This window comes from Candidatus Erwinia haradaeae (genome assembly GCF_900698955.1).
Taxonomy (GTDB): domain Bacteria; phylum Pseudomonadota; class Gammaproteobacteria; order Enterobacterales; family Enterobacteriaceae; genus Erwinia_E; species Erwinia_E haradaeae_G.
In genome coordinates, this window is sequence record NZ_LR217720.1 from 390054 (window position 1) to 416722 (window position 26669).

Genomic DNA, 26669 nt, shown 5'->3' on the forward strand with positions numbered 1-26669 from the left:
GAGGCTCATGAGCTTTGAATCTAAAAAGTATCCGACACTTGCTTTGGTAAGTACGGTACAAGAATTACGTTGGCAACCGGAAGAGAGTCTTCCATTGCTTTGTGATGAGCTACGACAGTACCTTCTTGCAAGTGTGAGTTGTTCAAGTGGTCATTGTGCGTCTGGACTAGGTGTTGTAGAACTTACAGTTGCGCTACATTATGTCTATAACACGCCTTTTGATCATCTTGTGTGGGATGTTGGGCATCAAGCGTATCCGCATAAAATTCTTACTGGTCGTCGCGACAAGATTAGCACTATTCGACAAAAAAGTGGGCTACACCCTTTTCCATGGCGTGAAGAAAGTGAGTTTGATATGCTCAGTGTGGGTCACTCATCTACTTCAATTAGTGCTGGGTTGGGCATGGCAGTGGCAGCGAACAAAGAAGATAAAGGTCGTCTTACTGTTTGTGTGATTGGTGATGGTGCGATGACTGCTGGTATGGCGTTTGAAGCCATGAATCATGCTGGAGATATGCAGACCGATATACTGGTGGTACTGAACGACAATGAAATGTCAATTTCTAAAAATGTTGGTGCGTTGAACAATCGCCTTTCACATATTCTCTCTAGTCAAGCATATGCACGTCTTAATGCAACCAATAAAAAGGTTCTAGATGGATTTTTATCTATTAAAGCAATATTTACACGCACTGATGAACCGTTGCAAAGTAAAATAGTTCCTGGCGCGTTATTTAAGGAGTTTGGATTTAATTATATTGGCCCAGTAGATGGGCATGATGTCCGGGAGTTAGTATCAATATTGCGTAATATAAGGGTGTTAAAAGGTCCGCAAATTTTACATGTGATCACAAAAAAGGGCAAAGGTTACGCACCAGCCGAAGCAGATCCTATTAGTTGGCATTCAGTACCTAAATTTGACCTGGTTAGTGGTCTTTTACCAAAGAAAACTGGCTGTTTTCCTAGTTATTCCGAGATTTTTGGTCAGTGGTTGAGTGAAACTGCTGCCGTAGATGATAAACTTATGGCAATCACGCCAGCAATGTGTGAAGGCTCTGGTATGTTGAATTTTTCGCGCACGTATCCACATCAATATTTTGATGTAGCTATTGCCGAGCAGCATGCAGTAACTTTTGCTGCTGGATTAGCGCTTGGGGGTTATCGCCCTGTAGTTGCCATCTACTCTACTTTTTTGCAACGTGCTTATGATCAATTAATTCATGACGTTGCATTGCAAAAATTATCAGTGTTATTTGCCATTGATCGGGGGGGTGTGGTTGGAGCGGATGGTCAAACTCATCAAGGAGCATTTGATCTTGCTTTTCTCCGTTGTATCCCTAATATCATTATTATGACACCTAGTGATGAAAATGAATGTCGTCAGATGTTATATACTGGTTATCATTATTTAGATGGTCCTAGTGTAGTTCGTTACCCACGAGGTCATGGAACTGGTGTTAATCTTAAACCGTTGTCCAACTTACCACTCGGCAAGGGTGTCATAAAACGTAAAGGAATAAAACTAGCCATCTTAAATTTCGGTACACTTCTCTCACAGGCTGCCATAGTAGCAGAAAAAATGAATAGCACGCTGATTGATATGCGTTTTGTGAAACCATTAGATGAGGCTTTAGTGCTAGGGATATCAGCACAACATCATGCAGTTGTTACTATTGAGGAAGGGGTCATCAAAGGTGGTGCTGGTAGCGGAATTAATGAGCTCTTGATGTTTAAACGTAAAGTAATCCCAGTATTAAATATTGGATTACCAGATGAGTTTATTCCTCAAGGGACTCAAGAAGAGATTCGTGTTGATTATAAATTAGATTGGGTGGGAATACATCAACAAATAGAAGATTGGTTAGCTAAATAACACAGCGATCACATGAAATAAAAATAAAGATCACGATTAATATAATATTTATATCCATAACGTATGTGTACTGTAAGTGGAATAACATTCCACGTTCTGAAAAAACTATTACTCAGTTATTTCATGATAATTCCAACTCATTTTTTTATTTATTTTATTGATTTTAATTATTGGATATTATGATGTAATCAAAACATAATACGTTTTTAAAACTTGATTAACTAGATATTAATAAATGCCTATCAAGCTATACTAATTATAGTAATATATTAAAATATATATCATCATAAATATGATATTGAGAATGATAAATCAGTAAGAAAGCTTGTTTAATAACATATGGTTATTTTACTATATAATTGTGTTTTAATAATGATGCAGATATTGATATATAATACATTAATTTATCTATTAAAAGATATGAATATTTTATCCTGTGCATAAGACTGCATTATCTATTACATTAAAATTTAAAAGAAGAAGGTTTGTCTTATAATACATATTAATCAATAAAAATTAAATGTGCACTAAAGTATCTTACTTATCAATACTCATAGTATGCTGTATGAGCGGTGTGATAAAAAGTTTATTGAATAAGTAAGAAAAACATTCTATTACATCAGGAAAAGTAATATGTTATTGCCTCATGGATATAAAAGTTAATGTGGTGTTATCAGGAAATGCACAATGATATTTTATATCTTGGCGTCAGGAGAGAAACAGAAGATACACATAAACTATACAACTATATATGAGATTGTTTCTGTGTATTTTTTAGATAGATAGCAGATATATATGGTTATATAAATATAATAAAGAGTATACATGGATTCTACAGTGCATGTACTATGTATGTAGACAGAAGAATGGATATATTTAATCTTACGATATAAATATACATTTTATCTGCAGTTAAGGCTTTATTATATGGATCTAAACTGAGCTATTATTAATATTATCATATATATTAATAATATAGTGTCTTTATTACGACTAACGAATATTTTTAGTCATTTTTACTAAAAATTACAAATGTTTATAGGGTTAATTTATTTTTTAGCATGATAATTATATCTATAGTATTTTTAAAAATTTTTAGATCATTGGTATTTATGTTTCTGATTGATCACACTATATGTAGATAGATAAATACTATATAGACATGATAAAGTGTATTCTACAATCCTATGAGGAATTATACTATGATTGATATAAAAACAATTGAAAATTTAGCTCGCCATGTGCACAATGCTATGCCTATAAGTTTTCGGGATTTAGGATATGATCTCGAAAATAAAATACTGCATATTCTTCAATCACAACTAATGCAACTCGATTTAGTGAATCGTGCAGAGTTTGATATTCAAGCTCAAACTTTATTACACCTACAAGAGAAACTAGCTATATTAGAGCAGAGAGTAGTTATATTAGAACAGCGGTCATGATTATCACTTGTAATAAAATTACATGCGTTTTATGACTAATCACTGATTGTGTATTTAGAGCAGAATAATATTCTTAGCACGATGACAAAAATGGGTCATCAATCTTTTTATATATAGAATATCATTAGTAAAATTGTATTTTAATATGAAGTGATCGATTTTATAACTGAGCATCATCACATGATATAATAGTTAGATTATCATTGAATGCTCTTTGGATTAAAAATGAAGAGCATGATACTAATACACATTAGTATTGCGTCATATTATTATCTTAAATGATTGTAGTGAGATTGCTTCAATAGAAATATAAAATAGTGCCCGCGCAGACTATTTTGTAATATAAGCATGCTAATAGTGATGGATTATCATCCTTGCATTGAATGCTGACATTTAAATATTTTTCACATTGCATAATGAAAATAGAGCAATGTGATTAATACGACTAAAACAGAAGAATATACCTGTAGAAATGTCTTTATGCTTATATTTGCTCTTATAAAGATATAGGTGGATTTAGTAAATAATAAATAATTTTTATACAATGCATATCTATTTTATGTGAGATCAGTGCATGCTTTATTTTTGCAGGGGTATATGAAAATTATTTACAAAGTACACAATTATTATACGTATTATACGTTGAGGGTGATGGATTTGTGAGCATTACAATATAGGGAGTCAAAATTTTTTCAATTGTATGTATGTGGCAAAACACAGACTATGTGGAATATGATGACGATGTCATATGAGCGCTATTTATTGCTTTGCAAGCTATATGCTGTGTACTGAGAACATCAGTACAAATTGTGGTACATTGTAGATTGTACTAGATGATCATTCTATGTAATCACTAATTTTAATAATTTCTGGATATACAGGTGTTGCTTACTCGTTCATGCACTATAGGTGTTTAGAGTGCTGCATAATAGTACTGTGGAGTATTTTTGGAATTTTATTCAAAGTGAAATATTTCATACAATGGTAAGTAAAACATTGTCATATGTCATTCAGGTAAAGCATAACACATGCTAAGATTGTGATATGTGATGATTGAGAAAAATACATTTCATGACATTAATGGCGTTCTCACATAATCATATAATATCTAGCATTGCAGTACTTTCATAGAAAATTATACATCGTGTAGTTATCATGTGTGGTAGTTCTATGTAAGATTACAATGATACATTTCATCATAGTTTGTTTAATATGACACATTTTATCGTAGTGTATTTAACACCTACTTCACTAGGATATTTATAATTATATTGGGAGGAGAGATAATATTCTTAATACCTAGACATACCAATCATCATAATTATTACCGAGATACTACATACGGAAAATGTTATTTCATTGAGTCGTGCGTGCACTCAATCTCAATAGAGAAAAAGTTTTCATAAAAAACATAAATGAAGTATTCATGCAGTGCTTAACCGGAAGATATATAATGATCTGGATAGATTACTTAATTGTTGCAATTATTGGTTTTTCGATTCTTGTTAGCTCAACAAGGGGGTTAATTAAGGAAATACTATCTTTAATCACCTGGAGTATGGCGTGTTTTGTTGCTTATCATTATTACGGATTTTTTTCTACTTTTTTAGAAGCGAAAGGGTTAGGCAACCAATTAGTGTGTAATGGAATATCTATAATCTTTTTGTTTATTGGCAGCTTACTGATAGGAGTATTTATCACTTCTATGATGGAATCCTTAGTTGTAAAAACCGGCTTAAAAGGCACTGATCAGGTACTAGGGGTTTGTTTTGGGGGGCTGCGTGGTATATTTATTGTTGCAGCTATGTTGTTTTTTTTCGATACGTTTACTGATGTTAGCACACTTCCCGATTTACATAAATCTCAGCTTGCACCACGTTTCAGTTATCTCATAAATTGGATTGTACATCACCTAAACAGCACCTCAAATTTTCTGTTACTATAATTTTGTTATTACTCAGATTATAAGGAAATATTAATATGTGTGGTATTGTTGGGATTGCTGGTTTTATTCCAGTTAATCAGTCTATTTATGATGCGTTAACAGTACTACAACATAGAGGTCAAGATGCTGCTGGTATTGTTACTGTTGATGCAGTAAATTGTTTCCATATGCGAAAGGCTAACGGACTGGTAAGTGATGTATTTAAATCGCGTCATATGCAGCGTATGCAGGGAAACATGGGCATTGGCCATGTTCGTTATCCTACCGCTGGTAGCTGTAGTGCGTCTGAAGCACAACCTTTTTATGTGAACTCTCCTTATGGCATTACTCTTGCTCATAATGGAAATCTTACTAATGCCAATATGTTACGTAAATCATTATTTGAAGATAGTCATCGTCATGTGAATACCACTTCGGATTCGGAGATACTGCTTAATATTTTCGCACAGGAGGTGAATTGTTTTCAGCACTATCCACTTTCATCTGTCAATATTTTTACAGCTATTTCTGAGTTACATCGTAAAGTAAGAGGCGCTTATACTTGTGTGGCAATCATTATTGGTCATGGGCTTATTGCGTTTCGTGACCCTTACGGTATTCGCTTATTAGTGATTGGTAGACGGCAGGCAGAAGATGGTCGTTTTGAATATATGGTAGCCTCTGAAAGTGTTGCGTTAGATACATTGGGCTTTCAGTTTTTACGTGATATAGAACCAGGTGAGGCTGTATATATAACTGATAAAGGTCAACTATTTAGCCAACAGTGCGCTGATAATCCTAAACATCATCCATGCATATTTGAATATGTGTACTTTGCGCGTCCAGATTCATTCCTCGATAAAATTTCTGTGTATAGCGCTCGGGTTCGTATGGGGACGAAACTGGGTTTGAAGATTGTTCGTGAATGGAAAGATCGCAAAATTGACGTAGTGATTCCGATTCCTGAAACTTCTTGTGATATAGCATTAGAAATGGCACGCATTCTTAATAAACCATATCGGCAAGGGTTTGTAAAAAATCGCTATGTAGGTCGTACTTTTATTATGCCAGGTCAAAATCTACGACGTAGTGCGGTTAAACGCAAGTTAAATGCCAATCGTGAAGAATTTCGCGGCAAGAATGTCTTGTTAGTGGATGATTCAATTGTGCGTGGAACTACTTCCGAACAGATTATTGAGATGGCTAGAGCAGCAGGAGCTCAAAATGTTTACCTAGCTTCCGCAGCTCCAGAAATTCGATTTCCAAATGTATACGGTATTAATATGCCAAGCAAAAATGAATTAATTGCCCATGGGAGAGGGGTGGAAGAGATCCGGCAGTTAATAGGTGCTGATGCTTTAATTTTTCAGGATCTTACTGATCTCATTGAGGCTGTACGGGAGGAGAATTTAGAGATTACGCAATTTGAGTGCTCTGTCTTTAATGGTATTTACGTCACTCAAGATGTGGATCAGCGGTCCTTTGAGTATTTGCAATTCTTACGTAACGATGAAACGCAAGAATTACAACGTTTAAATGAAATAGAGAGTTTAGAGATACATAATGAGAGTTAAATATTGTGCAAGCATGTGGTATTGAATATACAATTCTGGTATTCTATATAAAATGTTCTCAGTGATATTTATGTTATATTTTATGTCTTTTCACATGTTATGACATTAAAAAGATGTTTTATTTTCGTTCATGATGACTAAGAAATATTTAAGAATAATGGTAATAGGTAATAAACAATTAAATTTTTATTTAAATAGCTATGTTATCTTTTGTTTAGTGTGTCACTATATCATATGTGTAGTTGACATATATAATGCATAACAATATGTTATTACTTTGATATCACATGATATTATCAAACGTAGTTTTTTATATAAATTGACTACATACTGTGACTAAGATTCTTTAAGCGCCAATTATTGTAATCATTGGCCATAATCAAAAATGCAATATCTTATAGATATATTTAAGTGAATCTTTATATTACTATATTTTATGTACATCAATATCATTTATCTTATAATTATTGCCATAATGTAGGTTATTACAGATTATCTCTATATATAACACTTTTATGTTTATAGTTAAATATTGTATTACTTGTTATCGTCATTTATTCATATATTTTTAACTGATATCAGTGTTATATTTACACACTCTAAAATTACATAAAATGAATTGTATAATATAAAAAAGTATATGAAAGAATCATTGACGGTATATAAAAGTGGTGTTTGTAAATAGCAGAATTATTATATTCCACTATTTTGATACTGTAGAGTTATGACTACATACTGTTCATGAAAAACTTTATCAAAACATCTATCGATAGATTATGCACTAAGCATATAACTTATTCTTTTTTATTTAGTGTATTTAGGATATATGCGATGAAACGACTGATTCTAGGAATATCTGGCGCTAGTGGGGTGATTTATGGTGTTCGCACTTTACAAGTTTTACAACAAGTCAATGATATTGAAACACATGTAATCATCAGTCAGGCAGCATGCAAAACACTACTTTTAGAGAGTGAATATTCAGTACGTGATATTCAGGAAATGGCTGATGTAGTGCACGATGTACAGGATATTTCAGTTAGCATTTCTTCTGGTTCCTTTAAAACAATTGGCATGCTTATACTACCTTGTTCAATGAAGACTTTATCTGGTATTGTGTGTGGGCATCATGATGGATTAATGACACGCGCTGCTGATGTTGTTTTAAAAGAGCGTCGTCGTCTAGTGTTATGTGTACGTGAAACCCCTCTCCATTTAGGTCATCTTCGTACCATGACTGAAGCAGCAGAGATAGGAGCTATTATTATGCCTCTAGTCGCAGCTTTCTATCATCGTCCATCTAATATCATGCATATCATCGATCAGATTGTGAATCGTGTATTAGATCAATTTGATATTAAGCTTCCCAATGACCTTTTTAAGCGTTGGGGGGGTATGGAGAACTAATGCATGACATGAATTGAAAGATATTCCTTTATATGAGTAAACCATTTCATGGTTTTTTAAAAAAATTTTTTAATAAAATATATTAAGAGTATATATATTATGATTATGACATGAATTATATTTCTATACTATTTAGATCATATGATGATAACATATAATATATTGTACTTATTTTTAATTTAAAGAGACTGATTGAGAAAAATTATATATACATATTAATAATTATTAAAACTGATGCCGTTACTATCGTTTGTGATGCAGTAAGACACTCTAAAATTCACTTTTATTAAAATATGCGTATGTCTAATTAAAATACATAGCATATTACTTTTATCATCTTTATTAACAAATTTAATTTTTTGTAAATAACTATTGCATTATATTGTTATATATAATTACGACTTTATAAGATAAATAATAAGTATTATTCTAGTGTAGTGCCAATTATTCATAATAATATTATTTTATTTTTATTTAAAATTTACTTTATTTTCATATTTTAAAATTATTTTTATAGTAATGTGTAAAATTATATTTTATAGCCAATATCTATACTTGCTATACTTTTTGAAAAAACCATCAAGAGATGGATAATATATGCATATTATGAAGCATAATGAACGTATATGTTCAATATTATATATTATAGATGTGATTATTTTTGTACATTTCCATAAATGGTATGGTGATCTAATATATTAGACAGCTTAATATAAAATATAGGACAGGTGGATCATTGTGCGGATAATTATCTGCTGTAGAAGATCATCTAATTTACCTCACTGAGTGATATAACGTATGAGACAAAGATAGCACTAGGTGATTGGATAGTAAGAGTACAATACAGATTGAGTTAACATGATGTATATAGTCATAACGTCAATCTCAGTTTTTAAAGGTTTGTCACTGTATGACGTAATGAGCGAGAAAAACGAAGAGGTCGCAAATGAAAAATATTTTTTTCACTGTGGTTGCTATGGTTCTAGCATATAGCGCCTTTGCAGCTCCATTTAACGATGGTAAGCAATATATGACGCTAACTAAACCTATTACTACTATCCCTCCAGTGCTCGAATTTTTTTCATTTTACTGCCCTCATTGCTATGAATTTGAAAAAGCATGGTACAATCAAGATATTTTAAATGGGGATTTTGGGTTGCATGGTCAAGTAGTAAAATACCATATTATTAACTTTGGTGGAGACATGGGGCAAACATTAAGCCATGTATGGGCTATGGCAAGAATGATGGGTGTAGAAAAAAAAGTGATGTTTCCAATTTTTGAAGGTCTATTGATCAATAAAACCATTGTAGATTCCGCTTCATTAAAAAAAGTTTTTATAAAATCTACCGGAATCAAGTCAGAAGATTATGATTCTGCATGGCATAATCCCATAGTTCTTTCTTTACTTGAGAAGCAGAAAAAAATTTCAGAAGATATTAACCTTCCAGGTGTGCCGGTTATGCTCATAAATGGCAAATATATAGTGACAGGTGATGGATTAGATAGGAGTTCTATTAATACTTATATTCATCAATATGCAAATACAGTTAGATATTTGTTAAGTAAGAGGTAGTAATCTTATTACAAAAGAAAGCATATATAGTATATACACGCGGGCAAATTTTAACATGTGTATTTATATCCATGTAATAATCGTATTATAGTCAATAAAATGTGATGCTCTACTGATTTGAAAGATGAAATCTATCTATTCATATATAGTTATAAGATGCTTAGTGCTATCACTGCATGAACCTCGTCATCTTCTGAAATAATCTTTATATTAGAATAACTCACATGTCATATTGATTAAATATCAATATATCATTGATTTATGTACAAATCACACATACATGATACTAATCATCAAATTCTATTTTGTATATATTCAGTAAAAGGTTGTTTATTAATTTTGTTGGTTTATGATCAGATTTTATTGTATCTGATCAATGATATCAATACTTAAGTGCGTCAGCATCTATTGACATGCCTGGTTTATGCCAGATAGATATGTATCCTGCAAAAACACAGATTTTTTTTTAATTCTTCTGTAGTAGCACCTGCGATTTTTGTAAGTCAAAGGAAGACTGTACCACTTTGTGAATGGCATTAGCGTTAAGAGTTTTTAGTATCTCTGATAGATTTTTACCGTTTGGTAGGCAAAGTGATGGAGCAATATCGATGAGTGGTTTGAGCATGAAGGCACGATTATGCATATCATAGTGAGGTATTATTAATTGAGGTGTATTGATTGTTTGTTTATTGAACAGCATAATGTCCACGTCTAGTGTACGTGGACCCCAACGATATGATTGACGACAGCGTTTTTGTTCTATCTCAATACATTGAATTTTATTGAGCAGTTCTTCTGGATCAAGATAAGTGTCAAGAGCTACCACTGTATTAAGAAAATGAGATTGGTGTACTTGGCCATACGGGGGGGTATGATAGAGGTGAGAAATATTGGCAATATGAGAATACGGAAGCGATGCTAATCTTTCCAGAGCCCTACAAATTTGATGCAATGGGTTGCAAAGATTACTGCCAAGTGAGAGGTATGCACGATTCATTCTGGGTAATTTTTTTTCTGATTAATATGTGAATGACATATTGGTGTAAAGATGTGTGAATGTACACACTGTGACTTGCACGGAGCAATTACTTGGTAATCAAGCTCTTTAAGCATTAGTTGCTGCTGCAATGGTGTAGATACCTGAAATTCTAACCACCAAGCGCTTAGTTTTTTTAGATCATGATTTTTTTCTATCTTGGCCCGCATAGCTAGAAGATTATAAGCCGCGCGAAATGTAGGGTGCTCCATTATAAGAAATGCTCTTTTACCATTACGTCGTGTTAAGCGTAACTGTAGATGCCAGATATCACGTATTAAATTAGTAATACGTTTTGGTATAGCCAGTGAACGACTAGCTCTTTCCAATACATTATTGACAGATAATATGAATGCATCATAGTACGCTATATTATTCTCTTTTGCAATAGAGAATGCGATGTCTAATTGCGGGTACCAATACATTGCAGCAAATAAAAACGCTGGATTAACGCGCATTTTATTCTGAATTCGTGTATCCGTGTTGGTTAATACCAAATGGATCATTTTTTCCATATTACTATCACCCTTAGTAGTAAAGTACTGTGTAATGATAGGGAAAAGTGGTTGAATAAGCTTGTATTCACATAGTTTTAGATAGGTGTGATGACCATGTCCAGTTTGTAATAATTTTAATATTTCCTCGAATAAACGCGCTGGAGGAATCTCATATAGTAAAGATGCTAGTCGTGGAATGGGGTCTGTAGTCTCAGGGGCGATGCCCATACCTAATTTAGCAGAAAAACGAATTACGCGTAGCATACGTACTGGATCTTCTCGATAACGAGTTTCTGCATTACCAATCATGCGAATGATGCCTGTTTTAAGGTCACTAAGTCCACCAATATAATCACGTATCGTACAATCTATAATGCTATAATAAAGGCTATTAATAGTAATGTCACGACGTTGAGCGTCATCTTCAATGGAACCAAAAATATTATCACGTAATAGCATGCCATTGTGCGCACATTGCGCATGATTATGATTTTTACTATTGTGTTGCGTGTTTTCATGATGACCACGAAAAGTCGCCACTTCAATAATTTCCTCTCCAAACATGACATGGGCAAGACGGAACCGTCGACCTACTAGGCGACAGTTCCGAAATAATTTACGCATTTGTTCTGGCGTAGCATTAGTGGTTATATCAAAATCTTTTGGTTGTTTTCCAAGTAACAAATCACGCACGCCTCCGCCTACCAGATAAGCCTCGTATCCAAATTTATGCAGACGATATAACACCTTTAGAGCGTTGTCACTAATATCCTGATGTGAGATATTATGTTTTTTTTGTGAGATAATAACTACCGGATATACCACTGATATCTCATGTGCTACAACTTTTTCGCAACTAAGGATTTTTCGACAAAAGTTAGAAACTCTTATAAAAATAGGACACCTCTACACTAACAAGTATTTAATCTAAAATAAGCTAATCATAGCTTAGTATTAAGTAATTGAGAATTCCTAAGATACCCTCTGTGCGTAGAAAGATGTTTTGTTATTGGATATGATTAATGTATCACCATGATGGTATCGGTGATGTGAAAGTTATATTCTGTAGATTTTGGTGTCTTGAAGGATACCGACGAGATTGACTACCTAGTGCAACATCCTTCGTCTATAATAAAAATTATACTGATGGGTGCGTCATCATTTTGATAAGTGGTATGCCTTCAGAGTAGTAACTACTAGTATTTTGATTTACTATACGTACATTGACAGACATACAGTATTTCACGAGTGAAATATGTATTTGTACAGATATGTATTAAAGATTCATTGTTAAATACTAACCGCGTCTTTTTTTCAGGATTATGCTAATGTTGAGCAGATAAATATATGATTATAGTTACCCCTTGTCTAGGATGTCTCGTATGATCGTTTATAGAATATTTCTAAACTATGCCTTTCATATTATTGGTATTAAGATTAATGATGTAATGCTTATATATAAGCTGTATTTCATAGCATTTTCTGGGTTTTTGTGCGCCATTTATTCCATAATAGCACCGATGACGACATACGGAGAGATGTGCATTGTTATACATTTTAGGAATATATGTTAATTTAGAGTGTGCTTATATCATAAAAATTTTTGACAATGGTTGAGAGTAGAAGAACTTTTCGTTCTAAAAGTGTTTTTATGGTTCTAACGATTACTGTCAGTGTTACAGTTTAGATTACAAGTAACACCAATTCTTAGAAGCATGAATATCCACTCTAATTCAGTGCATATCTAAATGTAATAATGTGTAGTTTTTCATATATTAAAGTTTAATTATTTTTATTGTTAATATTTAATGACTTGATTTCTATATAAGATGTATTGAGTTGATGTTACAATACATTATTTTATTTATTGAAGATAGATACGTGTATATTTGTATCTTCTTATCTAATATCAGTAAGGTAGCTTATAGAAATATATGTTGAATTAGATATGTGTGATATAAAGCACCCTGACAGTGCAGTCAGGCTATATGTAGTATGAGTAAATGCAGTCAGTGTAATGCGTATGGAAAATTATGGATATATTGTATTTTTTACTATCTTATGTATATAGTTGTTTCTATATTGTAGTATGTATTCTTTTTATCTTTAAATTATTTTTTCTTGATACAATATAAAATACTATAGTAAAAAGATTTTTGGTATTTACAGTCTTTTAAGATTAGATGAGCGGTATCATAAAATGTATTAGTATGAGTACATCACTAAGTTGATTTATTGTATTAAAAACATAAATATCTTGCATTTGGTACAATTTAATCTAAATTTTAATTAGAAAGCATATGTCATAAGAAAGATTATAAAGTCTCATCTTATCAATGTAATTTATCATTTATAATGTGTACGTATAATACACGGTATTAAAAATAATATATATACTGAAGTGTAGTATATTTATTCATTAAGTATTAATGATACCTGTATCATACTTATCTAGCTGCATATCGAATTAATATACTAATAAAATAGTATATCTTATAAGAAGATAGGTATCTGAATTTTTAATAGTTTTTATATTTTATACCATAATATGTGTACTAATATTACCTTATCAATATAAATGCAATGTTATACTGATATTTTGTATCTTTTATTTTTTATATGAAATAAAGAGTATATATTTAGTATAATACTAGCATGGTCTGTATGAAAAATATATTTCATCATTGTAATTTTATACTAGATACGAGCATAATTGCGAGATGTTAGATGTCAATGTATGACATGACTGTCTATACACGTGATATAATTCTATTGTAACTTCTACACTGTGAATACTGACTTTAGGATATACTGTGATAACATGATATTTAAAGTTACGATAACCTAAGGTGTATAGAGGTGATGAATATTCGATGGTATTATTATTAATTATAATTTTAATATATGTTCCCAGAACAAGAATGGTCAATATTGAGTAGTCATAAGATTTAAAATGTACTAATCTTTTCGATTATATTCATATGCGATAATAGATAAGGTATATAAGATATATAAAGAAAGATGACTATCGTACTAGATACGATAATACATACAGGCTAAATATTTGATTAACATAATTCTAGAAAGAATACGATTTTACTGCATATTAAGAACATATAATCAACTTTCATTAAAAGTATCATACTGATGTGTATTTTATGATACTAATCCAATATGTTATATACACTAATGTACATATTAGATAAAATATCTATTTAGAGATATCACATCGTACTTAATATTAAAGAATATATTAATGAAATATACGATATTTGATTAAATATAGTGTAATACACTAAAGCTTAATTTTTTATTACTGTACTTACGAACAACTTTTAAAGTTTTTTGTTTTAGAAACATCATACAAGATTGATTTATGTATAAATTATATTACACTGCAAATACTGTAGAAAGAAAAAATAAAAATCTAGGTATACTCATGATTGCGAGAAGCGCAAGATTCCATTAATATCTTGCGTATATAATCTCTTGGATTGTGCATTCGAGAATGCTATTACACTCATAAATATCACGTTTTTCAGTATTTTCGTAGAAAATAAATCCTTTATCGGGACGTAATACATTTTATATTCGATAAGAAATGTTCTTTATAATTTAATAAGGTTATATTTTTGAAATATGCGCTATGTTCTTTATTTTTTTGTAGGTATTTTGTCAGAGAAATATTCTGATATGGGTGCCAAATACTAGGCATTCAGAGGTATTTATGGATAGTATTCATTTATTTTGTACATTCGTATTTAAATATAGTGACCCTTTTGTTTATATTTGTTATTAATTAAATATTGATTTCAATCTGTAGAGCGATGTACGTCTTTAATAGACTGGTGTATAAGATTATATTGTAATTAACACTAATATAATATTAATATTTTACTTTTTAGATCTCTTGTAGTATAGCGCTGATTTTTGGAACAGGAACGTGGGTTTTATTAAAAATAAACGACTCCTCAAAAAGATATATAACTCTATATTGTATGTGATCTTTTATTGTCCTTCTCTGTGTATTAATGATTAAGAATCAGGGCCTTTTTAATACACTATTTCATATACATAACGTTTTAATATCATATCATTTTACTAAAGTGCTATGCTGTTACAGCATGTACCATGAGCACATCAAACCTATTTATCTATTGTAAAATTTTTTATTTTTATTAAAACTAGAATATGTTCAGATGACATGAGATATTTATTGTGAAGATAGATAATATATTTGGATTGCAGTATTGTTTTGTTTCCTATTCCGGCGGGAACTGCATAATCGTGTGATTTTATCATTACGTAATATAGCTCTGATACTTATAGCCTTATGGTTACACTAATTAAAACAACCATCGATGAATGTACTACAAGTTATCATTATAATTCTGATTAGAATTATAATATTAAGAAGTGCATACCAAGCGCCATAGAAGATTGAATGCATTTGAGATGGACAAAAGGACTCGATCAATATTATTTGTATCTTACTGGAAGGTGTGTGCTATTCGATAGATATGAAGGCGTAATCATGATTGGTGCAGGACTTTACTTTCTATACATGCATTAGCATGCGATATATAATTTTTATATGTATGATGATAGTACAAGATACTCTTACGTATTCTCTAGCGACAATTTTTACTATTAGTATATGGTTGTACTATTAGTGTGTTTATATTTTTATGTTTAGAATAATGATAGCATTCTTTTTCATTTGTCAGTAATGACATTACTTAAATAATAGTAATATTTCAAGATACGTCTATTATTTTTTATACTGACTACAGAGTAGGGATTGAACATATATCTCCAAGTTTTCTTTTTATAGCACTGAGTGTACAGAACTACAGTTATTTAGTTTACTGTCTCGCAGATCAAATATAGTTGATAGAGAAATAGAGTACATTTTATTCGCTAGATACATAGATGACCTGTCTATTGATCTTCTTGGTGGTATTCTATATATTCATATATTTATATTATAATATTGTATATAACAAACATTTAGGATGACGCATGCAGATTTGTATTCACAAGAGATTGCAGTACATATCACAGTGATGCATGCTGTACTTGGATTCAAGAAATATTTTTCTTTTAAACTTCTACATCATTGAATATTATTTTTCTGTGTACTCTATGTATGTACTATATATTCATACAGAGTTACCTCTAATTATAAAAGTAAAAGAATCATGCGTTATTATATCGGCAATGAACATGCTATTAACACTATGTCATCCATTCTACAGATTCGAAAATAGAGGATATAGCACATCATATACGTATATTGATGCAATGAGGGCGTAAAGATATATAGTGTTGTGTGCAGACATTGTTTAGTATGAACATGAACAAAGATTATGAAGATTACTAAAAGTGTCAGTTTTGCAGAAGGGTGAGGGAGTCACATGGTGATTAAGATAAATTTATTTGTTTTATCATGACATGTATATGATTTTTGTAAATTTCTTATAGTCGTAGGGTATGAAATATAATTTATGTATTTTTCGCACTGTAATGAGGGTGGATTCAACGAAGGGTATACAGAATCACTTTATCCTACTATTATCATAAATAGCATGTATATATTTTCATATAATGCTAAGCAGCATTTATTACTGCTACAGACGTCCTAGACGCCGGAATTTTTCAAAAAGTTTTCGTGATTATTCTTAGCTTGTAACATGCTAGTTTGCGATTGCTTTTTATTAATAACTAGATATATTCATATGTATAATCTTTTTTGTGTCATATCCTGTATCAGATATTGTTAATGAAACACTAAAGAGGTTGAGATTTTATCGTACAGCGAAATCTTGCATATTAAGAATAGTCTTTAGTATGACGTGGGTGTATCTATTCCAAGATCATCGCAGCAGATAGTGCATTACAATATGTAATAATTCATACGAGATCCCTGATATTTCTCATGATTACATACGTCCCTTCTATCAATTATGTGAGTTACACATTTACGTATATTTTTAGTACTTGTGGAATCAAAATATTAAGCACTATACTTAGTGTTATCATTTGTCATATGGAATGAATAATGAGTTAGTATGTCTATGTTAAATCGTTCTATAAGCGTAGTAATCCTTGCTGCTGGCAAGGGAACTCGTATGCACTCTAGCCTTCCGAAAGTCCTGCATTTACTGGCAGGAAAGCCTATGGTTCAATATGTCATAGACACCGCTAAAGAAATGAACGCAAGGATCATTCATTTTGTCTATGGCTATAGAGGTGAACTTTTAAAAAAAAATCTGAAAGATGAACCGCTAAATTGGATATTTCAGTCAGAGCAGTTAGGCACAGGCCATGCCATGCAGCAATCCGCGTCGTATTTTGATGACGATGAAGATATTTTGCTCTTGTATGGTGATGTACCTTTAATTTCTAGTGATACACTACGTCGTCTTCGTTTGGCAAAGGCAGACAGAGGTATCGCTTTACTGACTATGCATTTAGATATCCCGTGTGGCTACGGTCGTATTATACGACAACACGGAGATATAGTGGCCATTGTAGAACAGAAGGATGCGACGCAGGCACAGTTGATGCTGAATGAAATTAATACAGGTATCTTATTAGCTAGCGGTGCAGATCTTAAAGGCTGGTTAAGAACGATCACTAGTAATGAGGCAAAAGCAGAGTACTATGTTACAGATATCATTGCGCTTGCGCATAACCAAAAGTGTCCAATCATCGCTATTCATCCTTTAAATAATATTGAAGCTAGGGGGGTGAACAATCTTCTTGAACTCGCGCAACTTGAACGCTTCTATCAAATAGAGCAGGCTAAGCAATTACTACTTGCTGGAGCAACATTACAGGATCTCACTCGTGTGGATATTCGAGGGAAGCTCAAGCATGGATGTGATATGATCATTGATGCTAATGTGATTATTGAGGGTCATGTTGTCATTGGAGATCGGGTTACCATTTGTAGCGGATGTATTATTAAGAATAGTGTTATTTCTGATGATAGTATTATTTATCCTTATAGTATAATTGAAAATTCTCACTTAGGTCCTAGGTGTAGAGTTGGACCATTTGCCCATTTGCGACCCAGTAGTGTATTAGAAGAAAATACACATGTGGGAAATTTTGTTGAGATTAAGAATTCCCGTCTCGGGGCGGAGAGTAAAGCGGGACACCTCAGTTATATTGGAGATGCAGAGATTGGAAGAAAGGTAAATATTGGTGCGGGAACTGTGACTTGTAACTACGATGGTGCTAAAAAATATAAAACTATAATTGGTGATGATGTTTTTATTGGTTCTGGTACTCACCTAATTGCTCCAGTAAAAGTGTCATCAGGGGTTACTATTGCCGCTGGTACTACGATTATGAGAGATGTTTCTTCGGGAGGTTTGGTTTATGATCAAAAAAAACAAATGATTAATCATCATTGGTGCCGATCCAAAAAGGAAAATAAAGATACAGAATAAACCGTCGCAGAGTATTATACATAGCATACTACTACTCGTAAATGCATGAAAATGGATGTTTGATATAAATGAAGTCAAAACTGGGGTATGCTGAAGATGCAATCAGCTGATATACGAAAAACTGATTGTTTCTCATATTAGGAAAACTACATTACTATGTGTGGAATTATTGGTGCTGTGGCCCAGAGGGATGTTGTAGATGTATTGCTTGCAGGGCTGCGTTGTCTTGAATATCGTGGATATGACTCTGCTGGTCTTATTGTGGTCAATAGTCAAGGACAATCCAGTCGCTTGCGACGTGTCGGAAAAGTAAGTAATCTCGTTTGTGCAGCAGCAAAAACTATGCTCCTAGGGGAGACCGGAATTGCACATACACGGTGGGCTACTCATGGTCAACCAGAAGAAATCAATGCGCATCCACATGTATCTACTAATATTGCTGTAGTACATAATGGGATTATTGAAAATCATGAGTTATTACGCAAAAATCTACAAGATGAAGGTTATACTTTTGTATCAGAAACTGATACAGAGGTTATAGCACATCTTGTGAATTGGGAGCAAAAAAAAGGCGGCTCCTTATTAGAAGTTGTGCAGCGTGTTGTACTACATTTGCACGGTACCTATGGAATGGTGATATTAGATATCTATTTTCCTGGTATTTTAATTGCTGCTCGCTCTGGTAGTCCCCTAGTAATTGGTTGCGGAAGAGGTGAAAATTTTATTGTTTCAGATCCGATGGCACTATTTCCATTAACGCGTTTCTTTTTGTATTTAGAAGAAGGAGATATTGCACAAATTAGCTGTAATGATATCATCATAATTGATCGACACAGTAATGTTGTACAGCGGCGTAAAATAGAATCGCACTTAGAATATGACTCGTATGATAAAGGTGTTTATACTCATTATATGCAGAAAGAGATTTATGAACAACCTCAGGTGATTCAGAATATCCTTGCTTATCGTTGTAAAAATGGTCTTATTTCTTTTGATGAGTTAGATGACTCCGCCTACGCTCTTTTGAAAAAAGCTCAGCATATTAAGATTGTCGCTTGTGGTACTTCTTATCACTCGGCTATGGTTGCGCATTATTGGTGGGAATCCTTAGCAAAAGTATCATGTGATGTTGAAATTGCTTCTGAATTTCGATATAGACAATCTGTTGTACGCGAAAATAGCTTATTGATCACTTTATCTCAGTCAGGCGAAACTGCTGATACACTAGCAGCATTGCGTTTGTCAAAGCAACTTGGTTACCTGGGATCGCTGTCTATCTGTAATGTAGCGTCTTCTTCTTTAGTGCGGGAATCAGACTTTGCATTAATGACTAATGCTGGGATAGAAGTGAGTGTGGCTTCTACGAAATCTTTTACCACTCAGCTGGTACTATTATTACTTTTGGTTACAAAGTTCTGTAGTCTAAAAGATAAACAATCACTAGTAGAACAAGACACGCTGGAATCTTTAGAAAAATTACCAACCTACATGACACAGGTATTATTACAAGATATACTGTTTTCGGAATTAGCGAAAGAATTGTCTGAGAAAAACCATGTTGTATTTCTTGGACGTGGTGATCACTATCCTATTGCTATGGAGGGTGCCCTTAAGTTAAAAGAGATTTCTTATATTCACGCTGAAGCATATGCGGCAGGTGAATTAAAGCATGGTCCGCTAGCATTGATTGATACTAATATACCTGTAATTATTTTAGCACCCAATAATACATTATTACCAAAGTTAAAATCTAATATTGAAGAAGTACGAGCGCGAGGTGGTCTTTTATATATTTTGACTGATACTAACTCTGGTTTTGTAAATAGTGAAAGAGTACGTATTATTTTTTTACCTCACCTCAAAGATGTGATCGCTCCTATTGTTTATGTTCTACCACTACAGTTGTTGAGTTATTATGTGGCTGTGAGGAAAGGGACAGACTTAGATAAACCGCGAAATTTAGCTAAATCAGTAACCGTAGAATAGTTTTTTTGAAACTATCTATTATAGTACGAGATAATCTCATACCTCCACGAATTATCATCTCATGATACACCGTGCTATGCGGGATAATATTGATATCTTTCGAAAGAATAATTTATATGAATGTATAGAATTTAAATATAGTCATTTAATCTTCATACTCATATTTTAGCACGCCTACCATGTTTTCAGGTTTGACCCAATCGTCAAATTGCATAGCGGTGAGATAACCCAGTTGTATTGCAGATTCTTTTAACGTCAATCCTTCTATATTGGCTTTTTTAGCGACTTCTGCTGCTTTATCGTAACCAATATGTGGATTAAGGGCAGTGACTAACATTAATGATTCATTTAGTAATTTAGCAATACGATACTTATTTGGTTCAATACCCGTAGCACAGTGGGTGTTAAAACTATTCATGCCATCAGATAGCAGGCGTACGGATTGTAAAAAATTATAGATGATCATAGGTCTATAAACATTTAACTCAAAGTTACCCGAAGCTCCTCCTATATTAATGGCGACATCATTACCGATTACCTGACAACAAATCATGGTTATCGCCTCACATTGAGTGGGGTTGACCTTTCCTGGCATGATAGAACTACCTGGTTCATTTGCAGGGATCGTCAACTCTCCGATACCACAGCGCGGTCCAGAGGTCAGCCATCGAATATCGTTAGCAATTTTCATTAGAGAAACTGCTAAACCTTTCAGTGCACCATGTGTGTGGACTATGGCATCACATGTTGCTAATGCTTCAAACTTATTTGGTGCGGGCGTAAATTTTTCCCCAGTAAGCGAGATAACTTCTTCAACTACTCTAGCCGTATACTGAGGATGAGTATTCAGACCATTTCCTACAGCTGTCCCTCCTATTGCTAACTCTAAAAGATGACTCATGGTATTCTGAATGTGTTGTAAATTATGTTGTAACATAGCGACCCAAGCCGACATCTCTTGGCCAAGTGTTAGTGGTGTGGCATCTTGTAGATGGGTGCGGCCAATTTTAATAATGTCTCGAAATGTTATGGATTTATCCTTTAGTGTTTTTTGTAGCATGTTAAGTGCTGGAATAAGACGTTGATGTACCGCTAAGACCGCTGCAATATGCATTGCAGTTGGAAAAACATCATTAGAGCTTTGGCTCTGATTTACATCATCATGCGGATGTACTAGACGATTCATGCCACGTTCTCCACCGAGAATCTCACTAGCGCGATTAGCCAGTACTTCATTCATGTTCATATTAGTCTGGGTCCCCGAACCAGTTTGCCATATTGAGAGTGGAAACTGATTTGTATGTTTTTTAGCCAGCACTTCATCGATAGCATCTATAATCGCTGTGGCACGAGTAGATTCCAGTATCCCTAGATCTTGATTGACTTTCGCTGCTGCACGTTTAGTTAGTGCTAGTGCATATAAGAGATCTACTGGCATTTTTTCAGTAGATATGCGAAAATATTTCAATGAACGTTGTGTTTGTGCGCCCCAGAGTTGCTCTGCAGGTACCTCAATAGATCCCATTGAATCTTGTTCCGTACGAGTTATTGCCATGTGTGTCTCCCATGAGTATTAAAGATGATTATGCTATGTTTTATATTTTTTCACCGTATCGCTTTATGAAGTTTTTGATTGGCGATGGTTGTATGATTAGTTATACTCGCGATATGTACTGCTTGATTATCAGTGCACGAGACTATCAGGTACAATCTTTTTGTGATATATTTTTATAATACACACGAATATTTCATACTCATACTATACTTTTTCTATCTATATGTAATAGTTTTCTATATGTAATACTGGTGTAGTCCCTTTAACATCTCGTTGTCGTGATTTATTTAAAAGGTGGATTATACTTTCTTTTTTCATTGCCATTTGTAACGAAATATTAAGCGTAGCTTTTTATGCCAATTGATACATGGTTGCTGGACATAATGTTCTTGATATATTAGAGATATTGAAGGTGAAAAATGAAAGATCGTACACATTTTATTTTAATTGTGTGATCACGATGAATTTCATGTAATACACAGAGTATAATCGTTGTGTATTTCTTCGAGTTCTAAGAAAAACATTAGAACATGAGATTACGGCATCCAATTTTCTTGTTGTGGTTTTAATAAAGGATTTCAAAAGCGATATCCGCGTTAATATTCTTAAAGATGGTATGAAGTGTCTGGTTAAAAACATCTCAGCTTAGTTGATATGTTTTACATTGAGCGCTGGTTTTCTTTGTCCTGTCATACGATAGTTGATTATATCATAATAAACATGATAATAAATGAGAGCTATTAATTGTATGTAATGTTCTCAGTGTTTTTTGAGGTTTGTTTTTATATCAAGCATACGTGAAATTTTATAATTTTGATAGGAGTTTGGTAATGGTTTTAGTAACTCGTTTAGCCCCGGATTTCACTGCTCCGGCTGTTTTAGGGAATGGTGAAATCATTGAACGGTTTAATTTTAAGGAATACACTATTGATAAAATGAGTGTGGTTTTTTTCTGGCCTATGGATTTTACATTTGTGTGTCCTTCTGAACTTATTGCTTTTGATAAGCGATATATAGAATTTCAGAAACGTGGTGTAGAGGTTATCGGTGTATCATTTGATTCAGCATTTGTTCATAACGCATGGCGTAAAACACCTATCAATGCAGGTGGTATTGGTAATGTACAGTACGTAATGGTTGCAGATATAAAACGTGAAGTTCAACAATCCTGGGGTATTGAGCACGCAGAATCTGGCGTAGCACTTCGTGCTTCTTTCTTAATAGATAAATGTGGTGTTGTTAGGCATCAAGTGGTCAACGATTTACCATTAGGTCGTAATGTTGATGAGTTGTTACGGATGGTGGATGCATTACAATTCCATGAAACAAATGGAGAAGTTTGTCCAGCACAGTGGCGAAAAGGGATGGATGGCATAGAGGCCTCATCTGAAGGTATATCTAAGTATTTATCTCAAAACCAAGATAAACTGTAATACTTGCATTCTGATTATTGGTATAGGAAATAACTTTTTGTATATTTTAACAGCATGAAACTTAGAAAGAAATCTCTTCGTATTGGTGGCTGATTACGTACTGCCTTGGACTACACCAAGGTATCGCAAGCAGCTGAAGGTTACCTTATTTTTAGCAGGGTAGCCTTCCTCGTCTCCTATGAGATTCATTAGCATGTAATTAGTTATCATGCCTTATCAAACGAAATGATTGTGCATGAATACTTTATATGAAAGTTAAGGTATAGTTTTTTGCCATTGAATTTGAGTTGAGTATGATGTTGATACGTGGCATACATAATCTGAGAACAGAACATTGTGGTTATGCGTTAACTATAGGTAATTTTGATGGTGTTCATCGTGGGCATCAAGCATTGCTAACAAAACTGCGCATAGAAGGAAGCAAATATAATGCTCCTGTAATGGTTATGCTTTTTGAACCGCATCCGCTAGAAGTTTTAAGAGCAAAAAATGCACCTGCTCGCTTAACTCGATTACATGAAAAGTTGGTTTATTTAAAAAAAGCGGGGGTAGATGCTGTATTATGTATTCGTTTTAATTACCATTTTGCCTCATATAGCGCGCGAGATTTTATTACTGAATTACTTGTCAATAAACTAAGAATAAAATTATTAGCTGTTGGTGATGATTTTCGTTTTGGTGCAGGTCGACGTGGTAACTTTTGTTTGCTAGAACAAGCGAGCATGCATTATAGTTTTAATGTCTTAAGCACACAGACATTATTAGATAATAACCAACGAATCAGCAGTACTGCTATACGTGAAGCATTGTCTGTAGATGATCTACGATTGGCTGCGATGTTGCTGGGGCGTCCATTTAGTATGTCTGGCCGAGTTATTTATGGTGATTCTTTGGGTCGTTCTATTGGTTTTCCGACTGCCAATATACCTTTATTTCGTATTTCGACACCAATCACAGGAGTATATGTGGTGTACGTGAAGGGAGCAGGACTGCAAGTATTATTAGGTGTCGCAAATATTGGTATACGACCTACTTTAAAGCGGGTACAAAAACAACTTGAAGTGCATCTTTTAGACATAACTATTGATCTTTACGGTCAGTATATTGAAGTGATTTTTTTACATAAAATACGTGATGAAAAATATTTCTCTTCTCTTTTGTCTTTAAAAGAGCAAATTCAGCGTGATGTCATTGATGCGCGATCTTTTTTTGATCATCAAAAACTTAATTAACACTTAGGTATCATGACAGAAACTATATGGTATTCCCTGTGTCACTCTACAGTTTTTTGTGCTCATGCAGTATCATCTTTTGAATAAACTAAATAGTATCTTTAGCGGATATCTTGAGAGGTAGTGTGTTTTTATGCACACATTGTATGGATTGCGTATCGTTATTTTCTTTGATGTATATTTTTACCCTAATTTATTTTTGCCGATGGCACTGTTATCAAGTTATTATAAAAGATTGTTCTTCATACAGTATGAAAATAAAAAGATAAGATTAGTATAGTGGAAAATATTTTATACAGTTGAGAGGAACTCGAGTTTAATGCTATAATCTTCCTTAAAAGTACGTATTCTCTATGAAATTTCCATATGAGTATGGCATATGCATGAGAGAAAGATAGAGATGTGCAGTGAAGTGATATAATGATATGGCAACATTATATAGTTGTTGTGTGTTACGTATAGAACAATGAATGTGTATAGAGCAATTAATAATAGTGAGATTACCCCATCTAAAAGAGTGAATCATAACGCTTAATGTAATACTATATTGGCATATGACAGTATGCATGTAGCTATTATGCATTAACTGCGCTAAGCGGATTCTCAGCAGAGAGTCATTTGACTAAAATTTTTAGGATTTTTCACTGCTATCACATGGATTGATGATGTCATCATTATTAGTAATATAACCACTTTAACAGAATAATTGGTATTATCTATCATAATGTATAGGTACATCAAGGGTACATGTTGCTGACCTTGCATAGATAAATGAGTATGCATCTATGCATGATCTTCATAGATACAATATTATATAGCTCTAAGTTTTCTTAGGTGATAAGTATATGATACATAACATAGATACTTAATATAATATTTTTGGATATGATTTTTGTCTCAAGGGTGCAAAATGCGTTTTTGTTTAATGGTAACCGGGCCTGCTTATGGAACACAGCAGGCTAGTAGTGCTTGGTTATTTGCCAGTTCTATAGTAGCCACAGAGCATACTTTAGATAGCGTCTTTTTTTATAGAGAAGGTGTTCTTAATGCCAATTTTCTTAATACAGCCGCGAATGATGAGGTAAATTTAACTAGTCTTTGGCAGGATTTGCACACAACTTACGGAGTTAAATTAAATCTCTGTATTTCTGCAGCATTACGGCGTGGCATATGTGATCACAAAGAATCACGCGATATTAATCGCATTTCATCTAATGTAGCCACAGGTTTTCAGCTTACTGGTTTAGGAGAGTTAGCCATAGCAATACTGACCTCCGATCGTATCGTACAATTCTGATGCATTCTATAGCTTTTGTTTTTACAAAGAGTCCACATGGATCTAGCGCTGGACGTGAAGGTTTAGATGCTGTTTTAGCAACACTAACATTGAGAAATAATGTTGGTTTATTTTTTTTAAGTGATGGTGCTCTACAATTAATAAGAGACCAGAGCAGTGACGTTATCTTAACGCGTAATTATAGTCTTACGTTTAGTGTACTGCCTCTATATGATGCTAGACAGTTTTATGTGTGCTCAGAATCGTTACTGGAAAGGGGTATACCCTATGATCATAAATTTATCTTACCAGTCAAAGTATTATCTTCAGAAGAATTACGAGTGATATTACATAAGTATGATCGAGTGATGACTTTTTGAGGTAGTGTATGTTGC

The 26669-nt window shown here is 33.3% G+C and carries 15 protein-coding genes; 12 read left to right on the forward strand and 3 right to left on the reverse strand.

Going from position 1 to position 26669, the window contains the following annotated elements; all coding sequences use genetic code 11:
- The first annotated feature begins 7 nt into the window (after positions 1-7).
- The 6 genes from dxs to ERCILAFE3058_RS01215 all read left to right on the forward strand — a co-directional run bounded on the left by dxs (position 8) and on the right by ERCILAFE3058_RS01215 (position 9799).
- Positions 8-1873, forward strand: coding sequence for a 1-deoxy-D-xylulose-5-phosphate synthase (gene dxs / locus ERCILAFE3058_RS01190; protein ID WP_157989661.1), 1866 nt, complete (start codon positions 8-10; stop codon positions 1871-1873).
- A 1202-nt stretch (positions 1874-3075) separates the two neighbouring features.
- On the forward strand, positions 3076-3318 hold the full coding sequence (locus ERCILAFE3058_RS01195; protein WP_157989662.1) for an accessory factor UbiK family protein: 243 nt from the start codon (positions 3076-3078) through the stop codon (positions 3316-3318).
- 1453 nt (positions 3319-4771) lie between these two features.
- Entirely contained in the window at positions 4772-5263 is a 492-nt protein-coding gene (locus tag ERCILAFE3058_RS01200) for a CvpA family protein (RefSeq protein WP_157989663.1), read from the forward strand.
- 35 nt (positions 5264-5298) lie between these two features.
- Positions 5299-6816, forward strand: a complete 1518-nt coding sequence (gene purF, locus ERCILAFE3058_RS01205) for an amidophosphoribosyltransferase (RefSeq protein WP_157989664.1) — start codon at positions 5299-5301, stop codon at positions 6814-6816.
- A gap of 831 nt (positions 6817-7647) precedes the next feature.
- Entirely contained in the window at positions 7648-8223 is a 576-nt protein-coding gene (locus tag ERCILAFE3058_RS01210) for a UbiX family flavin prenyltransferase (protein ID WP_157989665.1), read from the forward strand.
- A gap of 946 nt (positions 8224-9169) precedes the next feature.
- A complete protein-coding gene (locus ERCILAFE3058_RS01215; protein ID WP_157989666.1) occupies positions 9170-9799 on the forward strand; it encodes a DsbA family protein in 630 nt (209 codons plus the stop codon).
- A gap of 466 nt (positions 9800-10265) precedes the next feature.
- Here ERCILAFE3058_RS01215 and folK read toward each other — a convergent pair whose 3' ends face one another.
- Positions 10266-10796, reverse strand: a complete 531-nt coding sequence (gene folK / locus ERCILAFE3058_RS01220; RefSeq protein ID WP_157989667.1) for a 2-amino-4-hydroxy-6-hydroxymethyldihydropteridine diphosphokinase — start codon at positions 10794-10796, stop codon at positions 10266-10268.
- On the reverse strand, positions 10793-12229 hold the full coding sequence (gene pcnB, locus ERCILAFE3058_RS01225; RefSeq protein ID WP_157990056.1) for a polynucleotide adenylyltransferase PcnB: 1437 nt from the start codon (positions 12227-12229) through the stop codon (positions 10793-10795). The genes folK and pcnB overlap by 4 nt, the downstream gene beginning before the upstream one ends.
- Before the next feature lie 5180 nt (positions 12230-17409).
- Here pcnB and glmU point away from each other — a divergent pair.
- Together glmU and glmS are read left to right on the forward strand one after the other, a co-directional pair.
- On the forward strand, positions 17410-18792 hold the full coding sequence (gene glmU / locus ERCILAFE3058_RS01230) for a bifunctional UDP-N-acetylglucosamine diphosphorylase/glucosamine-1-phosphate N-acetyltransferase GlmU (RefSeq protein WP_157990057.1): 1383 nt from the start codon (positions 17410-17412) through the stop codon (positions 18790-18792).
- A 156-nt stretch (positions 18793-18948) separates the two neighbouring features.
- Positions 18949-20778 carry a glutamine--fructose-6-phosphate transaminase (isomerizing) gene (gene glmS, locus ERCILAFE3058_RS01235; RefSeq protein ID WP_157989668.1) on the forward strand — a complete coding sequence of 610 codons (1830 nt, stop codon included), beginning with the start codon at positions 18949-18951 and terminating at the stop codon, positions 20776-20778.
- A gap of 145 nt (positions 20779-20923) precedes the next feature.
- Here the strand turns inward: glmS and fumC are convergent, their stop codons facing one another.
- Positions 20924-22333: a class II fumarate hydratase gene (gene fumC / locus ERCILAFE3058_RS01240; RefSeq protein ID WP_157989669.1), complete on the reverse strand. Its 1410-nt coding sequence runs from the start codon at positions 22331-22333 to the stop codon at positions 20924-20926.
- An 830-nt stretch (positions 22334-23163) separates the two neighbouring features.
- Here fumC and ERCILAFE3058_RS01245 point away from each other — a divergent pair.
- The 4 genes from ERCILAFE3058_RS01245 (at position 23164) to tusC (ending at position 26654) form a co-directional block, all read left to right on the forward strand.
- Complete coding sequence (locus tag ERCILAFE3058_RS01245) at positions 23164-23766, forward strand: peroxiredoxin C (RefSeq protein WP_157989670.1); 603 nt, start codon at positions 23164-23166, stop codon at positions 23764-23766.
- A 293-nt stretch (positions 23767-24059) separates the two neighbouring features.
- Entirely contained in the window at positions 24060-24998 is a 939-nt protein-coding gene (ribF, locus tag ERCILAFE3058_RS01250) for a bifunctional riboflavin kinase/FAD synthetase (RefSeq protein WP_157989671.1), read from the forward strand.
- Positions 24999-25908: 910 nt separating this feature from the next.
- Positions 25909-26295 (forward strand): sulfurtransferase complex subunit TusD, encoded by a 387-nt coding sequence (gene tusD, locus ERCILAFE3058_RS01255; protein ID WP_157990058.1) that lies wholly within the window; start codon positions 25909-25911, stop codon positions 26293-26295.
- The gene (gene tusC / locus ERCILAFE3058_RS01260; RefSeq protein WP_157989672.1) at positions 26295-26654 is read left to right on the forward strand and encodes a sulfurtransferase complex subunit TusC; all 360 of its coding nucleotides are present in this window, start codon (positions 26295-26297) and stop codon (positions 26652-26654) included. Before tusD ends, tusC begins: the two co-directional genes overlap by 1 nt.
- The last annotated feature ends 15 nt before the right edge of the window (positions 26655-26669 follow it).